At 44.3% G+C, this 21,446-nt stretch carries 12 protein-coding genes; 1 reads left to right on the top strand and 11 read right to left on the bottom strand.

Going from position 1 to position 21,446, the window contains the following annotated elements; translation table 11 throughout:
* Window positions 1–231 precede the first annotated feature (231 nt).
* Complete coding sequence (locus AC1EKB_RS01500; RefSeq protein ID WP_481248647.1) at window positions 232–846, top strand: single-stranded DNA-binding protein; 615 nt, start codon at window positions 232–234, stop codon at window positions 844–846.
* A 209-nt stretch (window positions 847–1,055) separates the two neighbouring features.
* Here AC1EKB_RS01500 and AC1EKB_RS01495 read toward each other — a convergent pair whose 3' ends face one another.
* The 11 genes from AC1EKB_RS01495 to AC1EKB_RS01445 form a co-directional block, all read right to left on the bottom strand.
* On the bottom strand, window positions 1,056–2,885 hold the full coding sequence (locus AC1EKB_RS01495; RefSeq protein WP_415694406.1) for a proline--tRNA ligase: 1,830 nt from the start codon (window positions 2,883–2,885) through the stop codon (window positions 1,056–1,058).
* Between the two features lie 78 nt (window positions 2,886–2,963).
* A complete protein-coding gene (locus AC1EKB_RS01490; RefSeq protein ID WP_415694405.1) occupies window positions 2,964–4,427 on the bottom strand; it encodes a PIF1 family DEAD/DEAH box helicase in 1,464 nt (487 codons plus the stop codon).
* Between the two features lie 57 nt (window positions 4,428–4,484).
* Window positions 4,485–5,192 (bottom strand): oligoribonuclease, encoded by a 708-nt coding sequence (orn, locus tag AC1EKB_RS01485; RefSeq protein ID WP_415694404.1) that lies wholly within the window; start codon window positions 5,190–5,192, stop codon window positions 4,485–4,487.
* Window positions 5,193–5,279: 87 nt separating this feature from the next.
* Window positions 5,280–5,597, bottom strand: coding sequence for a hypothetical protein (locus AC1EKB_RS01480; RefSeq protein WP_481248646.1), 318 nt, complete (start codon window positions 5,595–5,597; stop codon window positions 5,280–5,282).
* Between the two features lie 193 nt (window positions 5,598–5,790).
* Window positions 5,791–7,335 carry an IMP dehydrogenase gene (guaB, locus tag AC1EKB_RS01475; RefSeq protein WP_415694402.1) on the bottom strand — a complete coding sequence of 515 codons (1,545 nt, stop codon included), beginning with the start codon at window positions 7,333–7,335 and terminating at the stop codon, window positions 5,791–5,793.
* A gap of 187 nt (window positions 7,336–7,522) precedes the next feature.
* Window positions 7,523–8,626, bottom strand: a complete 1,104-nt coding sequence (locus AC1EKB_RS01470) for an MraY family glycosyltransferase (protein WP_101889605.1) — start codon at window positions 8,624–8,626, stop codon at window positions 7,523–7,525.
* A complete protein-coding gene (locus tag AC1EKB_RS01465) occupies window positions 8,623–9,285 on the bottom strand; it encodes an L-threonylcarbamoyladenylate synthase (RefSeq protein WP_481248645.1) in 663 nt (220 codons plus the stop codon). Before AC1EKB_RS01465 ends, AC1EKB_RS01470 begins: the two co-directional genes overlap by 4 nt.
* Window positions 9,278–10,186 carry a peptide chain release factor N(5)-glutamine methyltransferase gene (gene prmC, locus AC1EKB_RS01460; RefSeq protein ID WP_415694399.1) on the bottom strand — a complete coding sequence of 303 codons (909 nt, stop codon included), beginning with the start codon at window positions 10,184–10,186 and terminating at the stop codon, window positions 9,278–9,280. Before prmC ends, AC1EKB_RS01465 begins: the two co-directional genes overlap by 8 nt.
* A gap of 66 nt (window positions 10,187–10,252) precedes the next feature.
* On the bottom strand, window positions 10,253–11,350 hold the full coding sequence (prfA, locus tag AC1EKB_RS01455) for a peptide chain release factor 1 (RefSeq protein WP_060785507.1): 1,098 nt from the start codon (window positions 11,348–11,350) through the stop codon (window positions 10,253–10,255).
* Window positions 11,351–11,528: 178 nt separating this feature from the next.
* Window positions 11,529–11,741: a 50S ribosomal protein L31 gene (gene rpmE, locus AC1EKB_RS01450; protein ID WP_004114884.1), complete on the bottom strand. Its 213-nt coding sequence runs from the start codon at window positions 11,739–11,741 to the stop codon at window positions 11,529–11,531.
* 98 nt (window positions 11,742–11,839) lie between these two features.
* Window positions 11,840–21,331, bottom strand: coding sequence for an InlB B-repeat-containing protein (locus AC1EKB_RS01445; RefSeq protein ID WP_481248644.1), 9,492 nt, complete (start codon window positions 21,329–21,331; stop codon window positions 11,840–11,842).
* Window positions 21,332–21,446 lie beyond the last annotated feature (115 nt).

Here is a 21,446-nt window from a genome sequence, read left to right as displayed (position 1 = left end):
TTTAATCCGATACTCGCTTTTGCATATTTTGTCAAGACTTTTTAATCAATGTGAATAAAACATAGGCTTTAACCACATTTATAAAAATATATTGCGCAACTATTTTCCATAATTCATAGTTGATTCTACTGCGGCGAATTTGCCAAAAGCCACGATAATCAACACGGTTTTGCGCGATGAACTTCGAGACTTAAATTAGTCGCAGTCCAAACTCTTGAAAGGTTGAAAAATATGGCACAGCAACAAGCAACATTAACAATCAGCGGATACGTTGGAAGCGACCCTGTAAACTTTAGTCGAAATGAAAACGCGCCCGCATGCTCGCTAAGAATTGGAAGCACATCTTCTTACTATCATAACGAAGAAAAAGCGTGGAAGGAGCGCCCAACAACATGGATGACTGTAAAAGCGTACAAGTCTCTAGCGTCAAACGTGTTAAAAAGCGTGCATAAGGGAGATGCAATCGTAGTTTGCGGAAATTTAAATACGGAATCTTGGCACAAAGATGGAGAAGACCGATCGCGGGTGGTTCTAGAAGCAACGTCAATCGGACACGACCTAAATCGCGGAATCAGTGAATTTACTAAGACTTCGTACGCTAGAAACAGAAACGCTGCAAACACAGATTCTAAAAACAAAGACTATAGCGAAAATGGAGATAGTCAAAATCAAAACTTTGCAATGAAGAATCCAATGTCTTCTAAATCAAATTCTTCTAAATCACAGTCTTCTATTCAAGATAATTCTCAAGAAAATTCTCAAGAAGATGCAGAAATAAGTGATTTTGGAGGCCAATTAGATGAAGAACAATACAACGATATTGAAGGAGGCGCCAATGATTTTTAGAAAAGTCTAATAATATTAAACATTAGACTCAAACATAGTGTTGTTTAAAATTTTACTACTGTTATTCATAGCAATATTGCCGCTGAAAATAATGCGCACACATACAAAATGTGCAAAGCATTATATCAACGGCAATATTGTGTTAATCGTTCAATTGTTTAATCGCTGATTAGTTGTAATCGCTGATTAATTGTTACAAATTATTGCGATTACAATTGCTCGCGAACGCGCTCTACAATGCGGCTAGCAGCCTCATCCACTGGAACTGCTTCAACGTTTGAACCGTTACGATCACGGATTTCAATCGTGCCATTGTTCACAGTATCTCGGCCAGCAACAGCAATCAGCGGCACGCCAACAAGCTCCGCGTCCTTAAACTTTACGCCTGGAGAAACCTTTGGGCGGTCGTCAAAGATAACTTCGATTCCTTGCTTGCTAAGCTCTTCAACAACTTTCTCGGCAGCTTCGAAAGCAACTTGATCTTTGCCTGTTGCAACAACATGAACTTGAGCTGGAGCAATCGCCATAGGCCATGCAAGGCCAGCTTCATCGTGATGCGTTTCTGCAAGGCATGCAATCACGCGGCTAACGCCAATACCGTAGCAGCCCATCCAAACTGGCACAGCTTTGCCGTTTTCGTTAAGAACGCTTAAGCCCAAAGCCTTAGAATACTTTAAGCCAAGCTGGAACACCTGGCCAATTTCCACGCCGCGCTCAAAGCTCAATGGGCCAGAACCATCTGGGCTCATATCGCCATCGCGAACCTGGGCCGCCTCAACAACGCCGTCCGCTTCAAAATCGCGGCCGTAAACAGCATTGTAAATGTGCTTGCCTTCTTCATCAGCTCCTGTAATCCACGCACTGCCCTTTGCAACGTGAGCATCCATCAAGTATCGAACAGGGCAAGCAATCTTGCTACCATCTTTACGAGCTTGTGGGCCTAATACGCTAAAGCCAATATAGCCCTTAACAAACTCAGGATGAGACTTTAAGTCATCCTCAGTTGCTTCTTCGATTTCTGCAGGAGCAAATTGAGCTTCAAGACGCTTCATATCTACCTGGCGATCTCCTGGAACACCAATAGCTACGATTTCACGCCATGGCTCATCATGCTCGCCGCCAGCCGCATCTGCAGGATGCTTAACAGCAATAATCAAGTTCTTCAAAGTGTCGCTTGCTTGCCATTCGCGTCCATCTTTGCGCGGATGCAAATCGTTAGAAACTTTAACCAAAGCTTCAATCGTCTTAGCATCTGGAGTATCAAGAGCTTCTGCTGCAGGAGTTGCCGAACAGTCAACATCTTGCATTTCTGGAGTTGTCAAAGCCTCAACATTCCAAGCTTTTCCAGAAGGAGCAAGAGCAAAAGTATCTTCGCCAATTGCCATTGGAGCCAAGAATTCCTCGGAATCCGATCCGCCCATAGGGCCAGAAACAGCGTGAACAATCACGTATTTAATGCCCAAACGGTCGAAGATTCGAGCGTAAGCAGCACGCTCTTCAACATAAGCAGACTTCAAACCATCTTCGTCAATCGAGAACGAGTAAGCGTCTTGCATAATAAACTCGCGTCCGCGAATAAGGCCAGCGCGCGGACGGAATTCGTCACGATACTTAGTTTGAATCTGATACAAAGTAACTGGCAAATCCTTGTAAGAAGAATACATATCCTTAACAAGAAGCGTAAAGACTTCTTCGTGCGTTGGAGCAAGAAGGTAGTCAGCCTCATGGCGATCTTTAAGACGGAAGATGTTGTCTCCGTACTCTTCCCAACGGTTTGTAGCCTCGTATGGCTCGCGCGGAAGAAGCGCTGGGAAGTGAACTTCTTGCGCACCAATACCGTTGATTTCTTCGCGAATAATCGCTTGAACTTTGTTAAGTACTTTTAGACCAAGCGGCAACCACGTCCACACGCCTGGAGCAGATTTACGAATGTAGCCTGCACGCTGCATAAGTTTTGCGGAAGTCACGTCCGCATCTGCTGGATCTTCGCGCAGCGTACGAAGAAACAGTTTAGACATACGAAGTACATTAGAACCCATGCGTTCCAATCTATTTGCGCATGAGGACATAAACACTTGTTTACGCTGCTAAACAAACTCGCAATACGTAATTTTAAACTAAAACTCGTTATCGAAGGAAAATTCGTCATTATCTGCGTAATCGCTAGAGGCGAAAATATCAAACTCTTGCTGATCGGCAGAATCGCCATTTGCGCTATTCGCATTATTTGTAAACGCGCAAGCGCCATCGTTTGCAAGAATCTCACTAGCTCGTTTAGAAGCCTCACGCAAAGATCCATCTAGTAGCACAGCATCCGCACAAACACTAAACGCGCGGTCATTAATACCCTCTAAATAAAGCCCACTCAAATTTTCCACTCTAGAAAGCGCAACGTAGCCCATTCCAGGCGCAAAAGTACGGCGCAAATCCATAACAGCACTATCAAGCGTCATACCTTGCGACTTATGAATCGTAATCCCCCACGCACATCTAAGTGGCACTTGATTTACGCTAGCAAGAACTGTTTCACCATCCGTCATCTCCCACGCAGCAGGCTTAAGAGTAACAATATTGCCGTTTTCAAACTCAACAATCGGCCAGCCACCTTTGGATTCAGGCACAAATCGCAATACGCGCCCAACAGAGCCGTTCACATATTGCTTATCTTGGTCGTTTCGCAAAGCCATTACAGCCGCGCCAGCCTTTAGTACAAGACGCTCAGGCGCAAGCATGTTCTTTTTTAAGCGATCCACAAGATTTTTAGGCCCAGCTTCCGTTGCTACAAATTCGTGAGGCTCAGCATCAATCGCAGCAAGTTGCACATTATTTAAGCCATCTGCTTGCGAGTTTGTTGGAAAAAGATGAACCGAAACTTCACTATCTTGAGGGTATTCGCCAAGGCGACTAGCAAGAACTTGCTTATCTTCATCACTCACGCGCCCACAGCGAATATCCGTTAAAACACTAAGAAGCTTGCCATCATCTTGCCTGTGTTGCTCCGTTAAATAGCACACAACAGGCTTTAGAGAATCCCACGCAAAAGATTGCGTAATATAGCCTTCGGGATTTTTGCCAGCAGCAGCATACTTTTCTCGCGACGCAATAAACTCGGGGCTTGGCTCAAATACATCGCGATTTCGCATAGACGTGCTAACAGGCGGCAGCTGGAAGAAGTCGCCAGAAACCACCACTTGAAGTCCGCCAAATGGAGCAGGATTTTTGCGCACTTTACGGCATACTTCGTCAACCATGTCGAAAAGCCAAGCGTGAATCATGGAAACTTCGTCCAACACAAGCACGTCTGTGGCTTTTATGCGCTTTCCTCGCCGAGCTCTAATGGTTTTAAGAAGCGAATCGGTAAGCGCGTTTGCAACGCCTGTTCCACTCCACGAGTGAATGGTTTGGCCGTTCAAATGCGTTGCTGCAATGCCCGTTGAAGCCGTTACCGCAACGCTTAAACCGTTTTCGCGCATTGAGCGCACAGCACGATTTAAAACATACGTTTTTCCAGACCCAGGAGCGCCTGTTAAGAACACGCTTGCGCCTGCGTTTATTATTTCTAACGCTTCCGATTGCTTCATTGGCAGCACCTTTTATTTGCGCTATTTGCGCTATTGAGTTTAATGCGCTTAATGCGCTTAATAATCGCGCTTTTCTGCGGAATTTACGTCTTCTAGAGCTTCGCCTCGGCGCTCGTAATCGCGAAGCAAACTCGTGCTTTCAACGTGTTGTGCGCCCGCTTTTGCTTGGGCTTCGCTTGGACCTGGAGCTGGAACGAACATCATATCGCGGTAGTAGCGCAACTCGTCAATCGACTCAATAATATCCGCGAGCGCACGATGGCCTCCGTGTTTTGCTGGCTTATTGCGGTAAACATCTGGGTAAAGTCTGCGAGAAATCTCCTTCAACGTGCTTACGTCGATTACGCGGTAATGCAAATTTGCCATTAAATCTGGCATGTAGCGGTCGAGGAACTTTTTATCGGATCCAACAGAATTTCCAGCAAGATGTGCTTTTCCGCGCTCTGGCAAAAAGCGCTTTACGTACTCAACAACCTGCTTTTGTGCTTCTTCTAGAGGCAAACCGTTTTTATTCCACTCGTCAACAAGACCGGAAGACGTGTGCATATTGCGCACAAAATCGTTCATATTAGCCACAGCAGCATCGCTTGGCTTAATCACTAAATCAATGCCATCGTCTAGAACTTTCAAATTAAAGTCAGTTGGAACTACAGACACTTCGCATAATTCGTCGTGGAAAATATCGAGACCCGTCATCTCGCAATCAATCCAAATTAAACGCGATTCTTCCGGCGTAAACGTAAGATCTTCCTTAGCTTCTGCCATTTTCGTTCCTTTCCTAATATTTTTTTGAACCCACAAGCCTACATCTTCCCAGCGACGACTATGAGCTGAGACGAGCGAAATATTGATTTAAGCATCTAATAAATCCTGCATAAGTTTATCTGTGTTATTAAATGATTTTCCCTCATGATCTTCAGCTTGACTACGAGCTTCATCAGAAAAATCAACAGGTTCAGAGACTTTGCCAATCTTAAAATTGCGGATTGCTTCATCCATACTTTTAATAGTTTTAGAAGAGATACTCTTAGGAATAGTAAGCTCACGAGGTTCTAATAAAATACAACCGTTATCACATTCTTTAACATTGTAATAAGGGTATTTAGCTCCGCGCAGAGTTACACGCTTTTTACTATCAAGACGAACGTCATAATCTTTCACTACTTCCACAAAACACCTCATTTTTAGTGGGATATCCCACTAACTATACAATAATTTTATACGAATTGTCAAAACAAAAAACGACGAAAAGTTAGAAAGTAGCAAATAAGACTTAGCTAACTCTTCGCCGTTTAATGCAAAATTACTTGCGATTTATACGCAATTTATACGCGCAACTTACACAACTTACGCAACTTGCGATTTAGTTGTGGAAACCGCTGTAGTTTGGCGCTTCTGCAGTCATCACAATATCGTGAGGATGCGATTCTCTAAGGCCTGCATCCGTAATGCGAATAAAGCGACCGCGCTCCTGAAGCTCCTTAATATTGTGAGCACCAACGTAGAACATAGACTGATGCAAACCGCCAAGCAACTGGTAAAGCACAGCGTTAAGTGGTCCGCGGTATGGAACTTCGCCTTCCACGCCTTCTGGAACCACCTTATCGGAGCTAGTAACGTCTGCCTGGAAGTAGCGATCCTTGGAATAAGACTTCTTACCGCGAGGAGCCATTGCGCCAAGCGATCCCATTCCGCGGTAAAGCTTGTATTGCTTTCCGTGAAGCAAAACCTTCTCTCCAGGAGCTTCCTCGCAACCAGCCAAAGTGCCGCCGAGCATAACGGTATTTGCGCCTGCAACCAAAGCCTTAGCAATATCTCCAGAATAGTGAATACCACCATCCGCAATGCATGGAATTCCAGCAGCCTTGCAAGCTTGAGCCGCGTCATAAACAGCAGTAAGCTGAGGCACACCAACGCCAGCAACAACGCGCGTAGTGCAAATAGAGCCTGGACCAACGCCAACCTTTACAGCGTCAACACCAGCGTCAATCATAGCCTGAGCGCCTTGGCGAGTAGCAATATTTCCGCCAATAATTTGCACGCCGTTAAAAGCCTTGTCTGCCTTAATTCGGCGAATCATATCTAGCGCCAAACGAGCCTCGCCGTTTGCGGTATCAACCACAAGTACGTCAACTCCGGCTTCCATAAGCGCGCACGCACGCTGCCAAGCATCTCCAAGGAAACCAATGCCAGCAGCAACGCGCAAACGACCCTGATCGTCTTTAGTGGCGTCTGGGTACTGCTCAGTCTTAACAAAGTCCTTAACAGTAATCAAACCTGTAAGTTTGCCTTCATCATCAACCAGCGGCAACTTTTCAACTTTGTTTTCCGCAAGCAAGCGATGCGCATCTTCTTTAGAAATATTAGATGGACCAGTTACAAGGTTTTCGCGAGTCATAACGTCTTTAACTTTCAAGCGATCGTAATCCTCGGAAGCAATAAAACGCATATCGCGATTGGTAATAATACCAACCAAACGATTTTCGCCATCTACTACTGGCAAGCCCGAAATATGGAAGCGCCCGCACAATTTATCTAAATCGGCGAGCGTTGCATCTGGGTGAACAGTGAGAGGGTCAGTAATCATACCAGACTCACTGCGCTTAACAATATCTACTTGCGCAGCTTGATCATCAATAGAAAGATTGCGGTGAAGTACGCCAATTCCGCCATTTCTAGCCATTGCAATAGCCATATCCGACTCGGTTACTGTGTCCATTGCTGCAGAAATTGCAGGCACTTTCATAGTGATTTCGCGAGTGAGATGAGTAGTTGTATCCACTTCGGATGGAATTACATCAGTTTCGTTTGGAAGCAGAAGCACATCGTCATATGCGAGGCCGAGCTTTTCAAAAATTGGTGGAAGAGGAGTATATGCAGATTGCATGTTCATATCAGTTGTAACCATAGGGTCACTATACGTTTTTGCTATGACGTTTGCAAAAGCCGCGTTTCATACACAATATTTAGTGGCCATTTTGCGCCGAAGTCACTACAATGCGATTAAACACAATAGAACAAAATTAGACGCGATCAACAGAGATTAACCGCACGTGACTAATCGCAACTAACTTCGATTAGTCACCTCTCTCTTTTCACGAATTTCGCAACTCTGGCAACCGTCTGCGCAAATATGGCATCATTGTAAGAATTGTAAGCAACGCCGCCGCAATAATCATGCCAACAAGCACGTAAACTGCTTTAAAGAACAGAATCATTATTGAGCCGAAAGATATAAGCGCCGCCCATCCCCACAGAATAAGCACCGCTCCTTGCACAGAGTGCCCAATGCGCAACATGCGATGATGCAAATGCATGCGGTCTGGATGCATTGGCGACTGCCCTTTTGCAAGCCTTCTGCATATTGCTAAACACATGTCTAAAACTGGCAAAAACAACACTAAAATCGGAAGCAAAATCGGCATAAATACTGGCAAATAGATACTTGTGTGTACTGCAGATGGGTCTAAGTGACCTGTCATGATAATAGACGCGCAAGTTATTAAATATCCGATTAGCATGGATCCAGAATCGCCCATAAAAAGCTTTGCTGGATGCCAATTGTGCAAAATAAAGCCTAAGCACATTCCAACCATTGCAACGTCTATAAGAGTTGCCATTGAAGCGTAGCTTGGAGACGTGCGCGCAAGAATATAAGAGTATGTTGCAAATGCGATTCCGCCAATTGCCACAATTCCAGAAGCAAGCCCATCAAGTCCGTCTACAAAGTTGACTGCATTAATTGAAGCCACGATTAATATTGCGGTTATTGCGATTGAAAGACTTGGAGAGGCTGTAACTAGAGAGCCGAGCGGCAACGCTACGATTTGCAATCCGCCCCACGCTACAAAAACAGCTATTAGCAATTGGCCTGCAAGTTTTAGCATCCAATCTAAATCCCAAATATCATCGCAAACACCCAAAAGGCATATTAGTACAGCTCCAGCCAAAACCACCCACGGCTGGTGCGTTCCTGCAAAAAGACCCGAAATAAAAGGCATGGAGCTTGCAAATGCCATCGACACAGCAAAGCCGAATAGCATTCCAACTCCCCCCATACGAGGCGTAGGTATTGTGTGCACATCGCGAGCGCGCACTTTTCCAACAGCTCCTATGCGAATCGCAAGATGACGTATAAGCGGCATTATTAGCCACGTTGCGCCTCCTGCGATTGCTGCTATAAACAGGTATACCCTCATTTCTTGCGACTTTCTGCTCTTATCTGTTCTTCACTTATTACACCTTCGCGCAAAATCACAATTCCGTCTTTTTCTCTTGAATCAGCGCCAACTACCGTGCTTGCTACGTGCGAGCGCGTTGGGCCAGCGTTTAAGTACAGTGGGATTTCGTTTCCAAAAGCCGCAAACGCTTCTTCTACGCTGTCTGCACTCTCGTTTCCGCTGCGATTCGCGCTAGATGCCGCCAATGGACCCGTAACGCGCAAAATTTTCATTAGTTCTGGGCAATCTGGAACGCGCACACCTTGCGTTGCTTGACCTTGCTCACTGCTCTCATCTGCTTTACAAAGCGTAGCAAGCCTTGTAGCTACCGAATCCTTTTTTGCGCGCGCGATTGGCGAATATCCACCTGGCAGGAATTTTTCCGCAAGCACGTCTAGCGGGCTTGGCAAGTAAAGACCGAGTTTTTCTAAGTCACTTACACTACTCATAAGTATTTGCAAGGCTTTTGTGCGAGGCCTGCGTTTTAGCTGGTAGATTTTCGCTACTGCCGCCTCGTTAAATGGGTCGCACGCCACTCCGTAAACTGTGTCTGTTGGCACTACGATTACGCCGCCTGCGTTAATTATTTGCGCTGCAAGTTGCAATGATTCTTCGTTAATTGTGCAAATTTTACTCATTTTTAGCCCCTTTTTTGCATACTACAAATCTTGCTCTGTTTGTTAAGTCGTTTTTGACTTTTGCACTGCTAAATCCTATGTTTTTTGCATAATCTGCAAGCGCTTTTCCTTGCGTAATATCGTGTTCCATAATCATTATTCCACCCATACGCAAATATGCAAAACTCGCTTTTACAATTTTTTGCGGTATTAGCAGTCCGTCTTTAGATCCCCCGTATAGCGCCATTTTTGGGTCGTAGTCGCGAGCTTCAATCTGCTCGACTGGTTTATTTTCTGGCACGTATGGTGGGTTTGTGATTACTATGTCTACTTTCTCTTTAATCGCAGCTGCTTCTGTAAGATTAGCGTTTGTAGCATCGCCTAATATTGCGTGATATCTGTTTGAAATATCATATTTTTCCGCGATTTTGCGATAGTTTTTTTGCAAATATTCAAAAGCTTCAGGCGACTTTTCCACAGCCCACACTTGCGCGTTTGCAACTTCGCTTGCTACCGATAATCCAATCGCTCCCGACCCTGCGCACAAGTCTAAAACAATAGGATTTTTTAGATTATTTGCGCGAATCCAATCTATTCCCTCTTGAACTACCACTTCTGTCTCGGGCCGCGGCACAAAAACGCCTTGCCCAACTATTAGGTCTATGTAGCGAAAAGTGGCAAATCCAATAATGTGTTGCAATGGCTCGCGCGAAGCACGTCTAGATATAAAATCGCTATATTTGCTAGCATAATCAGGCAAAAAATCCCTAAAATCACCAAGTATTAGCGCTTTGTTTAAGTCTGCTAAGCTTACGCCACAAGCGTGAGCCAGCAGTAAACGTGCGTCGTATTCCGCCGACTCTACACCTGCATCTTCAAGTTTTTCGGCAGATGCGCGCAAAATGTGCAAAATTTCTTGCATTTTACAAGCCACGTGGTGATTTTACTTAGAGTACTTAGCTTACTTGGCTAACTTAACTTACTTGGCTTAATTGGCTTTAGCTAAACGATCGGCTTCATCTGCCTGAATATCGCTGTCTATAACCGCTTGCAAATCGCCATTAAGCACCTGGTCAAGATTGTATGCCTTGTAGTTTGTGCGATGATCCACAATACGATTTTCTGGGAAGTTGTATGTGCGGATTCGCTCGGAGCGATCCAACGAGCGCACCTGCGAGTGGCGCATATCCGCCGCCTCCGCAGCCTCCTGCTCGTGCTTCATAGCAAGCAAACGCGACTTTAGCACGCGCAAAGCTGCAGCACGGTTTTGAATCTGCGACTTTTCGTCTTGCATGCTAACCACAATTCCAGTTGGAATATGCGTCATTCGAACCGCGGAATACGTAGTGTTCACGGACTGTCCGCCAGGGCCAGAGCTCATGAAAATATCGATTTTCAGATCTTTTGGATCGATTTCGATTTCGTCATCGTCTTCGTCTGCTTCTGGGAACACGATTACGCCAGCCGCGGAAGTTTGAATACGCCCTTGCGATTCAGTTACTGGGATTCGCTGCACGCGATGCACGCCGCCCTCGTACTTCATACTTGCCCACACGCCGTCTTCTGGAGCAGGCGTGCCTTTTGCGCGAATCGCAAGCTGCACGTCTTTTACGCCGCCAAGCTCCGTCGCATTTTCGCTTTGGATTACAGTAGTCCAACCGCGCTTTTCCGCGTAACGCATATACATACGCAATAAATCGCCAGCAAACAGAGCCGCTTCTTCGCCGCCCGTACCAGCTTTGATTTCCATAATCATGTCTCGCGCATCGTCTGGATCCCTAGGAATCAGCGCTGTGCGAAGCTTTTCTTTTGCTGCTGGAATCTGCTCTTCTAAATGTTTTGCTTCTTTTGCTAAGTCTTCGTCTTCGCTTGCCATCTCGCTAGCTACTTCGTAGTCTTCGCAAAGCTGCTTGTAATTTAAGTACGCGCTTACAATCGACCCGAGTTCTGCGTGTCTACGACCGAGCTTGCGGATTGCGTCTGGATTAGACGCTACTTCTGGCTGCCCCATACGATTTTCAATATCGCGGTATTCATTTAGAGCTGTAACCGCTGCTGGGAATTGCTCATCTACTGACTCGGCCATTTTGTTCCTTTGTAGTCGCGCATAACGCGGATTTTAGATCGAAAAATTAAATATTAAGTTAGGTATTAAGTTAAGTATTAAGTATTAAATAAGACACATGAACACATGCACGTCTAGCACATAAAACGCCAGCCCCGATTCCGCTGATTACACGAAAGCAGGGCTGGCGATTAAAAAGCTATTTAGTCTTCTTACCGTAGCGCTTCTCGAAGCGAGCCACGCGGCCGCCGGTATCGAGAATCTTCTGCTTGCCGGTATAGAATGGGTGGCACTTTGAGCACACGTCAACCGTCATATGATCACCATTAGCGGTGGAACGAGTTACGAAAGTGTCTCCGCAGGAGCAGGTAACCTGCACTGCGTGATAGTCGGGATGAATACCCTGCTTCATAATGTCTCCTATGGAATTCGGGCGACCCGGGTCGCAAAGCCCCAATAGCTAAGCGTGAACCGGAACCTTCGCTATTCTAGTCACTACCCTCGACTCGCTTAGTCATTCTTACCATCTTCGCGCTTTCGCCTATGCTTAGCAGCGAATCCGGCAAAACCAACAGATGCTAACAAGCTTGCGATTAACGCAGATTGCGAAGCATCAACACCCGTTTGAGGAAGCAAATCGCCCTTAACTCCCGTCTTTTGCTTATCTTGCAAAGGCACAACAGGAACAGGCTCGGGCTCATACGCTGGAACAACATAATCCGAAGGAACCGTTGAATAATCAGGCTCAGACGTTGGCACTGGTGTCGTGTCAGGCGTTGGATCAGGCTTTTCCGAATCCACTACATCAATATACACAACAATCTCCGCACTACGCCCATACTGGTCAACAGTTGTAAACGTTAGCTCAACCTTTGGCTTGCCATCCACAATCTTAGGTGTGCCAGAAATCTTGCAAGTAGTACCATTGCAAGAAGGAAGAAGACCATTAGAGCCAAGACTATTAGTAGTCAACGCATTAATAGGACTATTAACACCACCTACACTAACAGTCTTATTCCCACTAGAATTCTCCGTTAAGTTTACAAGCGTAAACGTTGCAGGAATACCCAAAACCGCAGAACTTCTAAACTCAAACCTCATAGGCTTCATAAGCTCAAAGTTTGCAGTAATAGTGATTTCTTTCTTTGGCTCAACGGCAGGAATAGCATACAAATCCACACCAGCATCAGCAAAGAGCTTCTTCAAATCTTGCAAAGTTGAATTACGATCTTTAAGAATTTTCATTGCAAGTTCTGGCTTATCTGCTTCATAAGCAATCTTAGCAAGCAATTCTCGCTGTTCATCACTGACATTACTCTTATTCGTTTCCTCATAATCAGCAAATGTCAAGTCTATTCCAGCTTCTCGCATCAAATTCTTCAAAGCTTCTATTGAAGAACGCTTTGAATTAGAAATTTGCTCAGCAATCAATGTCTTTCCAGCTTCTTTAGCAAGTTTTACAAGCAAAGCTTTTTCACGAGCATTCTCAACGATTTCATCAACATCAATGCCTTTTTCTGTAAACATATTCTTAATATTTTGCAATGAATCGTTAGACTTACGAATATCAGAAGCTAGACCAGTGTTATCATTACTTTCTGCAATCTTAGCTAATTCTTCGCGCTTAGCATTGTAGACTTGCTCCGCGCGACTCTTTCGCGCTTCGTTAAGCAGATTTTGCAAAGCAGCAAGCGTAGACTTACGCGAACCACTAATCTGCTTTGCAACATAGTGCATTCCGTCAATCTTAGCCAAACGAGCCAAAGCTTCGCGCTCTTCTTCTGTAGCATAATGATTGTCTGTAACATCAATCTTATTAACAGTCCAATCCTTAAACACGTAGCCATTATCTGCAAGCACGTCTGGAACTGGCATTTGGAAACCATTAGCGCCATTTCGAACCCAATATACTGAAACTATATCGTTTCCAGCATTATCAAGAGGCGATTTTTGCAAACTTCCGCCCTTACCAGCTACATACGTCACCTTTGTGTAGTTCTTTTCTATGAACTTAGCTGCAGCAGTGCCTTCAGCTGGCAAATCGTTATCTGCAATCACATTCGGCAAAACATGCACACGAACTTGAACCTTAGTAGTAATAGTCTTCTGCTCACCAGTCGAATCAATTTCGTCTGTAGGTCGCGTAACGTCTACAGTTACTGTGGCAGTTCCAGGATTATATACGTAAGTATTATAGTCTTTAACAGCTCGCGTATTATCAGTATCTTCTGGCTTTTCACCTTGACCATCAACGTGATTAATAGAAACGTTAACATTAGGGTCAGTGTTATGTACAAGCTTATTAAGGTTTGGAATCGCATCTCCAACGCCAATAACCGTTTCTGGAATCTTTATATCCGAAATACCAGTTTGCTCAGCAACAAGAATTCGTGGAGTTTCAATATCCCACGCGTGCTTCCGATAAATATTGGACTCATTACCTTTAGCATCATGCATACGCCACTTTACGAAGCCAGAAAGTAGCTTACCAGTGTCGCTTGCAACTTTTTGAGAGAACTTAATGTTGTCTTTAATATCTTTGCCGTGACGAATATATAGAAGTTTTGGCTTATAGTCGCCATTGCTCCATCGGTGACCAATTTTTGGAAGGAATATGGTAGCAACATATCCATCTGGAATCTTGTCGTCTTTAGAAGCGTCGATGACGTTTGGAACGAGCTTGTAACGCGCTACAAAAGTAGTGTTTTCGTTAAACTTCATACCAGCAATTTCAGAGCTAGAATATAGCTTACTTTCTAGTGGAGTCTGTACGGTAGTAGGTGTTGGAACTGTAGCAGCAAACAGCGTCATAACAGGGACTACTGATGCAGCAGTATTTGTACCATCCGCTGTATTTGGCGTGTTAGCCAAATTTGCTACAGGTAAATCACTTTGCTGCTTCTCCCAGCCTTTGAACTCGTAATGGTATCCTTGCGCATCGTAATCCTTGCCAATAACCTGCGGTGCACGAACGCCACTAGCAGATTGCTTATACGCGTAGTACAAATCGCGCGAACCTGCAGCAAATTTACCCTTGCCATCTGGTGACTTATTATCATTCTGAGCGTTTATAAAGTTGACTGAAACATACTTAGTCTTATCAAAAACTAGTTTGTGTTCAGCATTAGCACCAGCTTGCGTATCAGTCTGTTTGCTATCCTTCTTCGATATGCTTTCTGGGTACATCAACTGATAAATCACCTTTAAGCGAGCAACGCGCTTATACTTTTTAGGTTCCTCACCATCCTTATAATTTACTGTAATCTTTAGCGGCACAGTGTACAAAGAAGGCTTAGAAAGCATCTTATTCTCAAAGACTTCTGGCTTCTTACCTTTCGGCAAATCGTATTCGATTGTTACATCCTTTATATCGCCCTTAGTTTCTGCCTCTTTCTTCAAATCATCAAGATTTGTCAAATACTCGTCTAACTTTGGAAGCGTGTCACGCTTATCTTGCACAGCTACCAAGTAATCAGTACGCACATCTGGCTCTGTCCAAGGAGTTTGATCTGCCACAAACTCTTGGAATGGCTCGTTGACTTTCCACTTGCCATCAGATTTAGCAACATTTGGAATGGTGTCAACCCTAATACCATCGTTAAGCATGCTGCTTCGAGACCAAGTTCCCTTAGCACCAGTTAGCTGCTTATTAAGCCAAGCTAATGCGCCACTTCCTTTTTTTGTAATCTTTTCAAGATCAGTACCCTTCTTTACGTAGAACACTTTAGGACCGCTTGTGCCATCCTTCCACAATCGCCCTGCAGCAGGCTTGAAGATTGCAACTACAGCATCCTTAGGAACTTCACCGCCATCAGACGAACTGGAGAAGTAGTCGATTTGCTTATAAACAGCGTGGTAAGTTACACTGTTTTGCGTATTCACATCCGCGTAGCGGTCGCTTGATTTTATGACAATCTTCTGTTCTGGCTTTGGCTGTTTAGCAGTCGGCTTTACAAGCTTAGTCGCCCAACCCTTGAACACAAAGTGGTAATTATCTTTACTGTGATCCTTACCAAAAGCTTGCGGAACGCGAACAGAAATATCCTTCTTACCCTTATACACGTATGCAACAAGCGAAGGATTACTCGCGCTAGTCTCACCGTCATGGCCAAGAATTCTACCCTGCGTTGAATCACCAGTAAAAGTGACTTTAACATATTCGTTATTATCTACATGACTCTTGCCGTAATCACTTTGACTAAACTTATCCCAATCGCTTGCGTACACCAAATCTGGTAGCACACGGTACAGCACTTCAGTTTCAGCAGTGTTGCCGTTAAGCGCTACTTGCACTTTAATCTTATGCAAGCCTGGAGTGTTATCGAACTTTTCGCTACCAACAAATGAGAATTTTACATCACTTGGATAATCACCAGAATTCTTTATAAGATCCTTAGCTGAATTCTCATCCAGGGTCAAAGTATCTGTTGGCTTCAAAACCTTAGTATCGATTGCAACAGGCGCTTTAAGCTTAAAGTTAGCAGTGTAAACAACCTTCGGATTAGGTTGAGATTCAGAAAGAATTGGCAGACGGTTAAAACCATCGATTTTCGTTTGCCCACCCTGTCCATTATCTATATAAATCTTCGACGTCCAGCCTACAAACTCATAGCCATTCGAAGGTATTGGGTCTTGAGGCAAAGGCATTTGGTAGGCCTTCGTACCGCCAATAACGTCGTAGACTAAACCACCATTTCCAGCAGTGTGGCCATTGCAGTCAACAACGCTACCCATAGTCGACTGACCATCAGCCACTTTGAATACGTAGCGCGTATAGCGATCTGGGCGAGCTTGAGTATCGTCCTTGCGCTTAAGCACGCGAACGTCGTCATATTTGAAGGTGATTTCAGGAAGCGTAGTAGCATCCTGCTTGCCATCTTTGTCAGTTGTATACGCAAAACTCTGCTGCGTATTCTCTGGCATAAAGCCTTCAATCGGCTTGTAGAACGCTACATCGTACTTTCGATTTACAGAGCTAACTTCGCTTTCTGGAAGAAGTTCCTTGCCGTTTTGATCAACATACTTTACCTTATATTTGCGCGTATTGTACGTTTGGTAAATAAACTCGCCAGTATTCTCATTCTCATTACTCGATGCTTCAAAGCTCGTGAAATGCTTATCTGGGAAGTGCGTTTCGTCGCTGTAGACTGCTTCCGCATTGTAGCGCAAATGCTCGCGCAAGCCGGAAACCGTTTGAGTAGAAATGTGATCTACCATCGCAGCTTTGGCTGATTCGGAAAGACCATCTTTCTTATAATCAGCAATCGTGTACCCTGGCTTTAAGAATATGTGCTTAAAAGTGCCATTGTAGCGAGTATCTTTAACCCACACAGCTCTAAGCGTTATATCTTCTACTACTTTGTTGCCAAAAGCGTACGGAGTATTAGCAGGTAATACCTCATTGCCTTTTTTAGCAAGCTCCCAGCCGTAGAAGTCGTAGCCCTTGCGCGTTGGTACCTTAAGTTGCTGCCCAACAACTTTAGTGCGGTGCTCAACTGTAAACTGTTCTGTTACATCACTATCTGTAATTACGTTTCCTTTATCGTCAAATCTCGGCATATCGTAATCAATCGTTACAGTGTGCTTAACACCTTTTGGCGCACCCCACGCAGCGTAAAGCTTAATGCCGTTAACTGGCATTGTAATATCTTTAACTTCGCCTTTATCTTTGCTCTCAGCTTCGCTGGCGCCTTCAGTATCTTCACTATTGTCATTTATCTCACCATTTATAAGATGAATACCAGCTTGATCAACAGCCCAACCCTTAAACACATAGTCTTTTGGCAAATCATCAGGGCGAACGATGGAGTAAGTCTTGTTATTAAGCGTGAAAGTGTACTTGCCGTCGAACTGCTTAGATGTAACACCAAGATTGTCTTTAACTACAGAAGCATCGTAAGACGTATCGTTTCCGTATAGCTCTTTGTCTTCGCCCGTCAAATCTTTTTTGCCGCGCTTAGTCAAGCTATACTCAAACGGCAGACTATCTTTAGCAGAGCCATTGCCGTCCTTTATAGCATTGCCGTCCGCATTATAAAACTGCACATCGTACGACTTGCGGTTGTACCTAAATTCAAGTGGTTTGTTAGTATCAAATTCAGTTGCATCACCAGAATAATCTTCTTGTTCATCTACTGGAACGCCCCTATACTTTCGAAATGCTAAATGATACTTTTTAGCAAAAGCATTCTTCTCATCATCACTTAAATCATCCCAATTCCCATGACCATGAGATTCGTTATACCACTCTTCCAGCTTATCTTCAAAGTCAAATGAATCTAACGAATCACCAACTTTTGTCTTATCATAACCATCAGCAGGATTAAAACCTGCAATAGATGGAGCTGTATATGAATAACCCGAATTGTCAGTATCATCTTTGCTATATGAATCAGTTGAAAGCTCATAATCATTGTCATCTATATTATCGCCACCGTTTTTAGCAGATGCAATACTTTGCTTCCTAATAATCACCTGTATAGGCGCACTTCTATTACTGCTATCAGCAGTAAGCAGACGCTGATTATCTTTCAACTCGTATTTCTGTGCACTAGGATTCGAAGGGTCATCGCTAATTTTAGGCGCTTGCTTATCACCCACTACACGCAAACTAGGATCAGCAAATTCTTTTATAGTAAAACGATACGGAGGAGTGTCACGATAATTCACTTCACCTGCATATCCAAGCCGCCATCCTAAAGAGCCTATATCTTCTTCATTAAAATCTAATTCATTTACATCAGGCCAAATATCAGTAAGCTTTTGACCGTAACGAACTTTTACGCGGTAGCCTTTATGGTTAATCTCAGCGCCATTATCAATATCATACTTCGTTGAGCAATTGCCGCCATCAGCATAGCAGTAAATAGTTGTTTTGCCGTTTTCATCTTTTCTTTTTATAGCAACATTGTTACCACTATCTACGCCGGCAGGCTTAGCAAAAATAAGCTCGTACTCTTTGCGGTTATAAACCAAGTTAAGAGTGTTGTTTAAGTCGTTTGCGCAAAGTTTCGATTTACTACGTTTACCTAAATCTGGGCGACCTGGCACAAAATCATGTTGTTCAGTGTTAAGCTTTTCAGTAAGAACCTTATTCACATAGAAGTAGCGGGTGAATAAATCCTTGCCTTTGTTTTCAGCGGCACCAGGATTCGCGGTATTGTACCCATCTAAGCTTGTTACAGGCGTATCGTTCATCCAATTGAACTTTGAAATTAAGCCGTCGGTGTGATCAGATTTTTTGCCCTGCAGCTCTTCTTTAGTTAAGCCAAGCTCTGGGTTCTTTACATAATCAGTTTCGCTTGTGCCATTAAGCTTACTAGTATCACCAACAACGCCGGCATCATTCATCTTATCAAGCGCAACTTCGCTATCAGTTTGCACATTCTTGCGCTCAACAAGACCAACAAAGTCGTAGTTTGCAAGCGAATTCGGATGCTCTTTGTCAACTAAATCTGCCTTTTGCACCCACACATTCACGCGGTAGCTGGTGGCAGCGTTGGCCAACCAAGCTGCGCGGAATTGCACATTGTGATCCGGCATCTTGTAGTTAAGCGATTCATCCTCAATTACAGACCTATTAGAAGTACTTGAACGATCAGTACTCTCCCCCGGTTTTACTAACTGCCACCCCATGAACGTATGACCACGATACGTAGGCTCTGGAACCTTAGGCACTTCCTGGCCATAATACACTTTTTGAGCAGTAACATCCGTGCCGCCATCAGAATCGTACGTAACTTCATACGCCTTACGGTAGTAGCGAAGGTTCAAAATCAGCTTGTCTTTTTCGTCTTCCGAATCCGAAAGCTGCGAGCTAATAAGATTATGCTCAGGTTCATAGCCTGGAATATAAGTGGAAACAGCACTAACATCTGAACCAACCGTGCCAGTAATCTCCGTAACGTGTATTCTCTCAGTACTGCCATCCTTATGCTTTACAGTAATTACTTTACCTATACCCAAATTCGGAGCATCGTGGAACTCATCCTTATGATTGAGATCCTGCAACAAGTGACGCACATAGTACTTAGCTGTTTTAGGAGCGTAGTTGATGTTCAACTCGCCGTAGTACTGAATGCCGTCGTCCGAACCTGACTGCGTAGACGATGGATTCTGCGAAGATTGAGCACTGTTGTTGCTTTCAACAGCCTGCCTTTTCTTTACAGCGTATTCTTTAATAAGATTTTTGTCTAGACGCAAGCAGCGAACAGCATTCGCATCCGTACCGTCGTCAATAACGTACTTGCTGTTATCTCCTTCACCTTTTTTAACGTAGTACTGGTATGTGCCTGAATGATATACAGACGGGCGGTATCCAGCAGACTTTGGAAGCTCAATGTACTCGTACTTACCATCTTTGCCAAGCTTATCGAAACCATCTTTGTCAATCGTAAGCTCGTACGGCTGCACAAGCTGCTTATTCGCAGCACCACCAATCGTGTAGCGAATTTTCAAATTGTACGTAGCTTTTGGCTTTTTGTCGGTTTGTACCTGACCGTTGGCTTGATCCGTGGTTTCAGCCGTTTGATTCTGCTCATTCGGCTTAATTACCTGACTGTTTGCATCAATTGCTGCGTTATTAGTTGTTGTGCCATTGTTCGGTGTAGAAGCAGGTGAAGGCGTTGGCTCATCGTTCGAAGCAGACCTAGACTCTGAAGCAGATGCTGAGCCAGTAGCTGAAGACGCGCCGTTTTTATTTGCTTCTTGAATGCCTGTATTTGTACCTTCTGCACTGCTTTGCGAACCTTGTGCACTGCTTTGCGAACCTTGTGCAGTACCTTTTACACTTGAGTTTTCTGCACTTAGATTCGTTGTATTCCCTGCATCAGCGCTAGAACCTTCAACTTCAGTAGTTACACTACTCCCCTCGATAGAATCTTGGGCATTTTGATTAGCATCTCTACGAACACGCACTCTTGGCGTATTGAAATCATTCTCGGACTTTGCGGCAGGCTGTGTGCTTGTAGTGCTTGTAGACTGTTCATCTGCAGGTTGTTCAGCTGCAGTCTTAGTATTATCAGAATCAGTGTTTTCGGTAGCTGGCTCTGTTTTTTCTTTCCCATTCTTTGCAACAGGATTTGTGTTTTCTGTGCTTGTAGGCTTCGCTGGCTTATGATTTGGCTCAGTATTTGCATCAGAATACGCCTTCGATGCAGAATCCGTCTTTGTAGCAATCTCAGAATTTGCAGAAGGAGCCTCAGCTGGTTTTGCTTCTGCAGGCTGCTCTTTCTCAACAGCTTTACTCTTTGGATTTGCTAAATCTGAATTATTTTGCTCACTCTTAGTTGCACCCTGATCTTCATTTGTGGGCTTGATTGGCTTGCTGCTGGATTCCACGCTAACACCATTGCCGTTATTGCTTCCAGCAACCGCGCCATTATTATCGGCACTACTATCACCATTACTGTCTGCATTACTAGCCGCAGATCTATCCTCAAAATTATTAGTATCAAAAGAACGATTTGAAGGCGAAGACGAATCGCCATTTGTAACAAAAAATTCGCCAGAATCCTTAACACCTACGGAGGAATCGCCAGAAACCGTTTCCTGATTCTTAACGCCTTCCTCGTTAATGTTAGAATCGTCATTCTTAACCAAAACAGAATCAACCATCTGACGCATAGCGCGATCAGAAGTAGCACCCGTGTTAAGCAAACCATTCTTATATAAGCCGTTTCCCTCGCCATTGCCCTTGCCAGCACCCTTACCAGTGCCATTCCCAGCACCTTTGCTAGAAGCCTTAGCAACACTATTTACATAAGACGAGTCAAAAGAATCAGCATTAAAAGAGGTCTTAGCCAAAGCAGTTGCACCAGGCAGCACCATAGACAGCGTAGATGCTAAAGCTACTGCAGCAACGCCAAGGCGACCAGAAGCATTATTCGCACTCTGCAAAGAAACATTCTTTGCGTTATTGGCAACATTATTCTTAATGCTCTTATGCTTAACTTGCTTGTTGTTCAAATTACCCGTACTGGCAACGTCTTTAATTTTAGACACTGAAACCCCCAACCCGTAACACTTAACCACTATATTTTATCAGAGGGCACAGATACCCCCCTCCCCCCATTCATATTGCGATTTCTTGTATTTTCTTGAGTCTCTGTACTAAGGG

The organism is Gardnerella sialicivorans subsp. sialicivorans, assembly GCF_056746795.1.
This window is presented reverse-complemented; position numbering and strand designations above follow the sequence as displayed.

Bases quoted from the DNA above. Each gene is read 5' to 3' on its own strand.
- AC1EKB_RS01500 (WP_481248647.1), top strand. From the start codon at position 232: ATGGCACAGCAACAAGCAACATTAACAATCAGCGGATACGTTGGAAGC.
- AC1EKB_RS01495 (WP_415694406.1), bottom strand. From the start codon at position 2,885: ATGGGTTCTAATGTACTTCGTATGTCTAAACTGTTTCTTCGTACGCTG.
- AC1EKB_RS01490 (WP_415694405.1), bottom strand. From the start codon at position 4,427: ATGAAGCAATCGGAAGCGTTAGAAATAATAAACGCAGGCGCAAGCGTG.
- orn (WP_415694404.1), bottom strand. From the start codon at position 5,192: ATGGCAGAAGCTAAGGAAGATCTTACGTTTACGCCGGAAGAATCGCGT.
- guaB (WP_415694402.1), bottom strand. From the start codon at position 7,335: ATGGTTACAACTGATATGAACATGCAATCTGCATATACTCCTCTTCCA.
- AC1EKB_RS01470 (WP_101889605.1), bottom strand. From the start codon at position 8,626: ATGAGGGTATACCTGTTTATAGCAGCAATCGCAGGAGGCGCAACGTGG.
- AC1EKB_RS01465 (WP_481248645.1), bottom strand. From the start codon at position 9,285: ATGAGTAAAATTTGCACAATTAACGAAGAATCATTGCAACTTGCAGCG.
- prmC (WP_415694399.1), bottom strand. From the start codon at position 10,186: ATGCAAGAAATTTTGCACATTTTGCGCGCATCTGCCGAAAAACTTGAA.
- prfA (WP_060785507.1), bottom strand. From the start codon at position 11,350: ATGGCCGAGTCAGTAGATGAGCAATTCCCAGCAGCGGTTACAGCTCTA.
- rpmE (WP_004114884.1), bottom strand. From the start codon at position 11,741: ATGAAGCAGGGTATTCATCCCGACTATCACGCAGTGCAGGTTACCTGC.